This is a genomic window from Allorhizobium undicola ORS 992 = ATCC 700741 (genome assembly GCF_000621665.1).
In the GTDB taxonomy this organism is placed as follows: Bacteria; Pseudomonadota; Alphaproteobacteria; order Rhizobiales; family Rhizobiaceae; genus Allorhizobium; species Allorhizobium undicola.
Map to the genome: position 1 here is coordinate 1 of NZ_JHXQ01000036.1, position 7,381 is coordinate 7,381.

A 7,381-nucleotide genomic window follows, 5' to 3' on the forward strand; every position below is an offset into this window, starting at 1 on the left:
AAAACCGCTCTCAAAGCTAAAGCCGAAAAGACAAACAACCCGCGCCCGCAGGCCCCTGCGCTAAATGGAGAGCTCCGGGCCTACGCGCGCTGACCCGATGCAACCAGAGGCAGGGGTCCCTTTTGGGAGCCGATAAGGGGTCCCGTTACGACGCCGATTGACACTTAAGAACAATGCGACGATCTGAAGACTGTCCCCGCTATCCACTGGCACTGCCCAAGCACCAGAAAGTCCAGAAAAAATTCTTCTTCGCCCTACGCGATTGATTCTGTTCGGAATCTTCAAAATCGCTAATGCTAGGGGGATATTCCTAGACCTGACCATGCTTGACTCTTTAGGGGCATAAGAACAGATAGTGAACAAATAGCCGCCCGACATGATGTCGAAACCGCCAACGCGACCTTGAAGGGAGCCGTGAACGATGACTGCTGCCCGTGCCCCGAGGAACCCGGGGGAGGTTTCCGCTGTGGTCTCCGATCTGCGCGAGCGCATCGCGTCGATGGAGGGCGCGCAGGCCAGACGTGCCGGCTGTCTTTCCTTCGGCGTGCCTGAGATTGACGCTGTCTTGCCAGGCGGCGGCCTTGCCTATGGAGCGCTGCATGAGTTCGCGGGCGGAGGTTCGGGTACGGTCGATGGAGCGGCGGCCGCCCTTTGTGTGGCCGGCATTGCTGCGCGGACCAGAGGTCCTGTCATCTGGTGTCTGACGCGACCGGATCTGTTCTTTCCGGCTCTTGCCCAGGTGGGGCTCCATCCCGACCGTGTCATCTTCGTCGAGTCCGACAAGGAAGAGGATGTTCTGGCCAATATGGAGGAGGGCCTGTCCTTCGGCGGTCTCGGCGCCGTCGTCGGCGAGCTCGTTCGCCTGCCGATGGTCAGTTCCCGGCGTCTCCAACTGGCGGCCGAGCGAACCGGAACCATGGCGCTCGTGGTCAGACGATGGCGCAGGCAGACGGAGGCGAATGACTTTGGCCAGCCGACGGCCTCGACCACCAGATGGCGGGTGAGTGTGATGCCGTCGGAAGAGTTGCCGGTCCCAGGCGTGGGGAGGCCTCAGTGGTTTCTGGAATTGATGCGCGTGAAAGCGGGTGAGTGTGCTGAGTTTCTCGTGAGAGCGTGTGATGACAAGGGTCGTATCCGTTTATCTTCCGGATCTGCCGACGGATCGCATTCGTCGCGCCGATCCGTCTATTCCGCCTGAGCAGCCAATCGCCGTGATTGCCAAGTCGGGATCCAAGCGATGGGTTTCGGCTGCCGACCCGGTAGCCAGAAAGGCAGGCGTACATGTCGGCATGCCGGCGGCAAAGGCGCAGTCGCTGTTTCGCGGTCTAATGATGGTCGACGCGGATATCGAAGCCGATCGGGTAGCCCTCGAACGCATCACGCTCTGGGCGCTGACGATCTATTCGCCAATCGTTGCCATCGACGGGATCGACGGCATTGTCATGGATACCGAAGGCGCCGACCACCTGCAGGGCGGCGAGCTGCCAATGGTGACAAAGATCGCCAACCAGTTCCTGGGCAGGAAGCTGACAGCCCGTGTGGCGGTCGCCGACAGCTGGGGTGCGGCCCATGCCTGCGCCCGTGCCATCAACCGCGAGACACTCGTCGTTCCACCGGGCGAGACGGTCCGAGCAGTCGAAAAGCTGCCGATCTCGCTTTTGCGTCTGCCGACAAAGATTGTCAGCGATCTCCGTATCCTTGGTTTCCAGACGATCGGTGAGCTTGCCAACACCCCGCGAGCGCCGCTGACGCTCCGCTTCGGTCCGGAGGTCGGCCGCCGCCTCGATCAGATGCTCTGTCGTGTCGCCGAGCCGATCGATCCGATCCGCACGCCTGACCTGGTCGAAGTCTCAAAAGCGTTTGCTGAGCCGATCGGGGCAGCCGAGACCATCAATAAATATGTCGGGCGCCTTGTCGTCCAACTGGTCGATGAACTCCAGAAGCGTGGGCTCGGCGTGCGTCGCGCCGATCTCATCGTCGAGAAGGTCGATGGCACGAGGCAGGCGATCCGTGCCGGAACAGTCAAGCCTGCCCGTGACATTGCCTGGCTGACGAAACTGTTCCGGGACCGCACGGAAAAGATCGAGCCGGGTTTCGGGATCGAAAAGCTCACTCTTGTGGCCGTCATGGTAGAGCCATTGGAGGAGGCGCAGAAAGTCTCTGCTCTGGTCGAGGATGACATCACCGATGTGACGCCTCTGATCGACATTTATGGAAACCGTGGACAGAGGGTCTATCGCGTCGCGCCGGTTGCATCCGATGTGCCGGAACGCTCCGTCCAGCGGATCAGTCCGGTCGCTGAACCGATTGCAATTGGCTGGGTGAGCCACTGGCGCCGTCCGGTCCGGCTTTTATCACGGCCCGAACTGATCGAGGCAATCGCTCTGATGCCGGACCGGCCGCCCGTCTCGATCGTGTGGCGCGGCAAGCGCCGTAAGGTCAAACGCGCCGATGGCCCGGAACGCATCTTCGGGGAGTGGTGGCAGCGCGACGCCGAGATGGAGGCGGTACGCGACTACTTTGTCATCGAGGACGAGGCAGGCGAGCGCCTGTGGGTGTTCCGCTCCGGCGACGGAGTGGATCCCGAGACCGGGTCCCATCGCTGGTTCTGCCACGGGATCTTCGCATGAGCTACGCCGAGCTCCAGGTCACGACCCACTTTTCCTTTCTGCGCGGCGCCTCCTCTGCACAGGAGTTGTTTGAGACCGCGAAACAGCTCGGTATCGACGCAATCGGCGTCGTCGATCGCAATTCGCTTGCCGGAATTGTTCGGGCGCTTGAGGCGTCGCGCGCCACCGGGTTGCGCCTGGTCGTTGGCTGTCGTCTCGATCTGGCTGATGGCATGTCGGTGCTGGTCTATCCGATGGATCGAGCCGCCTATTCGCGTCTGACGCGGCTGATCACGCTCGGCAAGTCGCGCGGCGGCAAGAACAACTGCATCCTGCATTGGGACGATATCGTCGCTTACGCAGAGGGCATGATCGGCATTCTGGTGCCGGATCTGCCGGATGCCACCTGCGCCTCGCAGCTTCGCAAGATGGCTGAGCTGTTTGGTGATCGCGCTTACGTCTCTCTCTGTTTGCGTCGGCGACCGAACGACCAGTTGCGGCTGCATGAGATTTCCAACATGGCGGCGCGGTTCAAGGTCAGGACCGTCGTCACCAATGATGTGCTGTTTCATGAGCCGGGCCGGCGGCAATTGCAGGACATCGTCACCTGTATCAGGCACAACACCACAATCGACGATGTCGGCTTTGAGCGCGAACGCCACGCCGACCGCTACCTCAAGCCACCGGAGGAAATGGCACGCCTGTTTCCGCGCTACGCGCAAGCACTCGCGCGAACCCTGGAAATCGTGCGTCGCTGCAAATTCTCGCTTGAGGAACTGACCTACCAGTACCCGGAGGAAGCCATCGTGCCGGGCAAGGATGCTCAAGGATCGCTCGAGCATTATGTCTGGGAATGTGCGCCGGATCGTTATCCGGAAGGCCTGCCACCGGATGTTTTAAAGACCGTTCAGCACGAGCTCGATCTCATCCGCACCATGAAATACGCGCCTTACTTCCTGACGGTGTTTTCGATCGTCCGTTTTGCCCGAAGTCAGGGCATTCTCTGCCAGGGCAGGGGATCTGCGGCCAACAGCGCTGTCTGCTATATCCTTGGCATCACCTCGATCGATCCCTCGACCAATGATCTCCTCTTCGAGCGCTTCGTCAGTCAGGAACGCGACGAGCCGCCGGATATTGATGTCGACTTCGAGCACGAACGGCGTGAGGAGGTCATTCAGTGGATCTACAAGACCTATACCAAGGATAAGGCGGCACTTTGTGCGACCGTCACCCGCTACCGGGCCAAGGGCGCAATCCGCGATGTCGGCAAGGCGCTCGGACTGCCTGAAGATGTCATCAAGGCGCTGTCATCGGGCATGTGGTCCTGGTCGGAAGAAGTTCCCGACCGAAACATCAGGGAACTCAACCTCAACCCCAATGACCGGCGTCTGGCGCTCACCCTGAAACTCGCGCAGCAGTTGATGGGCGCGCCGCGTCATCTCGGTCAGCATCCCGGCGGCTTTGTCCTAACCCATGACCGGCTGGACGATCTCGTGCCGATCGAACCGGCGACGATGAAAGACAGGCAGATCATCGAATGGGACAAGGATGACGTTGAGGCACTGAAATTCATGAAGGTGGACGTCTTGGCGCTCGGGATGCTCACCTGCATGGCCAGGGCCTTCGATCTCATCCGCGAACACAAGGGCCAGCACCTTGATCTCTCGAAGATCGAGCAGGAGGATGCCGCAACCTACGCGATGATCCGCAAGGCGGACACGCTCGGCACCTTCCAGATCGAGAGCCGCGCGCAGATGGCGATGCTGCCGCGGCTAAAGCCCCGGACCTTTTATGATCTCGTCGTCCAGGTGGCGATCGTGCGTCCCGGTCCGATCCAGGGTGACATGGTGCATCCCTATCTTCGTCGGCGTGAAGGCAAGGAGGACGTTGTCTATCCGACCCCTGAGCTGGAGGCGGTGCTCGGCAAGACGCTGGGCGTGCCGCTGTTTCAGGAGAGCGCCATGCGCGTCGCCATGGTCTGTGCCGGCTTTACCGGTGGCGAGGCTGATCAGCTGCGCAAATCCATGGCCACATTCAAATTTACGGGCGGTGTCTCTCGCTTCAAAGACAAGCTCGTCTCAGGCATGGTGAAAAACGGATATTCGTCCGAGTTTGCCGAAAAGACCTTCTCGCAGCTTGAGGGGTTTGGCTCCTACGGCTTTCCGGAAAGCCATGCAGCCTCTTTTGCATTGATTGCCTACGCTTCGAACTACATCAAGTGTCACTACCCCGACGTCTTCTGCGCAGCGCTTTTGAACAGCCAGCCGATGGGCTTCTATGCGCCGGCCCAGATCGTCGGAGATGCGATCAAGCATGGTGTTGAGGTGAGGCCGGTCTGCGTCAACCGCTCGCGCTGGGACTGCACGCTGGAAAAGATAGGCAGTACCGATCGACATGCTGTCCGGCTGGGGTTCCGGCAGGTGAAGGGGCTGGCGGTCGCGGATGCGGCGCGGATCGTTGCAACGCGTATGAACAGCCCGTTTGTCTCTGTCGACGACATGTGGCGCCGGTCCGGCGTACCGACCGAAGCGCTTGTTCAACTCGCAGAGGCCGATGCCTTCCTGCCATCGCTGAAACTCGAACGCCGCGACGCTCTCTGGGCAATCAAGGCATTGCGCGACGAGCCGTTACCGTTGTTTGCAGCCGCAGCCGAACGCGAGGCGACGGCGATTGCTGAGCAGCAGGAGCCAGAGGTGGCGCTTCGGCAGATGACCGATGGCCACAACGTCATCGAGGATTACAGCCACATCGGTTTGACCCTGAGGCAGCATCCCGTCGCTTTCCTGCGCAAGGACCTCTTGGAGCGCAATATCATCACCTGCGCCGAGGCGATGAATGCGCGCGATGGACGCTGGGTTCACACTGCTGGCTTGGTACTGGTGCGGCAGAAGCCGGGATCGGCCAAGGGCGTCATGTTCATCACCATCGAGGACGAAACAGGCCCGGCCAACGTCGTTGTCTGGCCCACTCTGTTCGAGAAGCGCAGGCGTGTCGTGCTGGGATCTTCGATGATGGCGATCAACGGTCGCATCCAGCGGGAAGGGGAGGTGGTCCATCTCGTCGCCCAGCAACTCTTCGACCTCTCAGGCGATCTGGTTGGTCTGGCCGACCGGGATACCGACTTCAAGCTGCCGACGGGGAGAGGCGACGAGTTTGCCCATGGCGGCGGCGGGCCGGATTCACGCGATCGGCCAAAGCCGGTCGTTCCGCGGGACATGTTCACACCCGATCTTCATATCGACACGCTGAAGGTCAAGAGCCGGAACTTTCACTGAAAAATGCTCAAACCAAGCGCGTCGAGGGAGCGCATGCACCTCCAAAACCGCTTTAATCCTCAGGCGTGGTGACTTGGGATGCGGCGGCAACAGCTTTCGGTGTTGCTTTCGGAAAAGGGTGAGCTGGAACTGGAAGCGAAGCGAGGCGCGCCTCTGTCTCCGGCGAGACATGACAGCGCAGACCTGAGACTGGCCCTATGCCATACCGGGCAAAGTAGGGCCTTATGAGGTCGTAGCCGCGCTGGTCGCCGGACTGAAAGTGACGGAAAATCCAGTAGGCGATCAAATCCGCCATCTGAATCAGGCGCGATGCCTTTGAATCCAGAAAAAGCGGGACTTCGGCAAAGTTGCGAAGTTGGCCGTTGGCATGCCCCACGTGCTTGAACACATGAGAGAGGGTTTGGATTTTCTCCTCGTAGTTGCTCTTGTCGAGGATGACCAAGCCGCGCTGGGGGTTCTTTTTCTTGTAAAGCGTCTTCAGATAGCCGTCAAAACACGAAGCCACCTCCTCGAAGCTCCGAGCCAGAATGTCGCTCGGAAAGAAGAGCTTCTTTTCGATGACGCAGGCGTAGACCTTCAACTGCAATTGCTTGTCTGCCAGTAGCGACAAGATATCGACGACGGCTTGAACTCTGTCTTCGGGAGGCACACCTTTCCAGGTACCGTTGCCCGAGCGCATCGGGTTTCCATGGAACTCGATTTCTCGAGGATTGGTTGAGCTAAAGCGCGCCGCTACAGGATCTATCTGGGCTTCGAGCCAATGTGTTTGACGCTCGAATATGCTAAAGCCTGCAAGGACAAAGAAGTCGGAGCTTGGATCATGCGAGTGACCAGACTCGTCGAGATATAGCAGATGCAACGAATCCCCCTGAAACGAAAAAGCGGACCGCATGCGGTCCGCTCGAATTCGGTAAGCCGAGTGAAACAATCGTTCAACGCACCGACGGATCAGCGCTCTCGACTATGCTCAATATATATCGGTTGCGTGTCGGCTTTTCAAGAGGCGGCTCCGCATGGCTCACAATCGCGAACCTCCAGCATTCGCGGCTTCACGTCGTCTGTGATCCGCCTCCAGCAGTCATAGGCATCGACTCTGACCTGATGACCGGAGAGAAAAGAAGGTAGCGTCAGGTATCGAGGGCTACAACAAGATGTCAATCGGCGTCGTAACGGGACCCCTTATCGGCTCCCAAAAGGGACCCCTGCCTCTGGTTGCATCGGGTCAGCGCGCGTAGGCCCGGAGCTCTCCATTTAGCGCAGGGGCCTGCGGGCGCGGGTTGTTTGTCTTTTCGGCTTTAGCTTTGAGAGCGGTTTTTAAAGCGCCAGGATTCGTTCCCGGTTTCCACGATCTCGCAATGGTGGGTGAGCCTGTCGAGCAGAGCGGCGGTCATTTTGGCATCGCCGAATACGGCTGGCCACTCGCCGAAGGCCAGGTTTGTCGTGACGATGATCGATGTCCGCTCATAGAGCCTGCTGATGAGATGGAAGAGGAGCTGG

5 protein-coding genes are annotated in these 7,381 nt (G+C 59.8%); 3 read left to right on the forward strand and 2 right to left on the reverse strand.

Annotated elements, in window-relative coordinates; genetic code table 11:
* Positions 1-421 precede the first annotated feature (421 nt).
* Genes T424_RS0118440 through T424_RS0118450 form a run of 3 tightly spaced genes read left to right on the forward strand, consistent with a single transcriptional unit; the run spans position 422 to position 5,884 of the window.
* Positions 422-1,198: an ImuA family protein gene (locus T424_RS0118440; protein ID WP_027489028.1), complete on the forward strand. Its 777-nt coding sequence runs from the start codon at positions 422-424 to the stop codon at positions 1,196-1,198.
* Positions 1,119-2,630, forward strand: a complete 1,512-nt coding sequence (locus T424_RS0118445) for a Y-family DNA polymerase (protein WP_027489029.1) — start codon at positions 1,119-1,121, stop codon at positions 2,628-2,630. Before T424_RS0118440 ends, T424_RS0118445 begins: the two co-directional genes overlap by 80 nt.
* Complete coding sequence (locus T424_RS0118450) at positions 2,627-5,884, forward strand: error-prone DNA polymerase (RefSeq protein WP_027489030.1); 3,258 nt, start codon at positions 2,627-2,629, stop codon at positions 5,882-5,884. Before T424_RS0118445 ends, T424_RS0118450 begins: the two co-directional genes overlap by 4 nt.
* A gap of 52 nt (positions 5,885-5,936) precedes the next feature.
* Here T424_RS0118450 and T424_RS0118455 read toward each other — a convergent pair whose 3' ends face one another.
* Both T424_RS0118455 and T424_RS21520 read right to left on the reverse strand, forming a co-directional pair.
* On the reverse strand, positions 5,937-6,743 hold the full coding sequence (locus tag T424_RS0118455; RefSeq protein WP_210164409.1) for a DUF3800 domain-containing protein: 807 nt from the start codon (positions 6,741-6,743) through the stop codon (positions 5,937-5,939).
* A 436-nt stretch (positions 6,744-7,179) separates the two neighbouring features.
* Positions 7,180-7,381: ATP-binding protein (locus tag T424_RS21520; RefSeq protein WP_037068358.1), on the reverse strand; the 202-nt coding region annotated here is incomplete at its 5' end.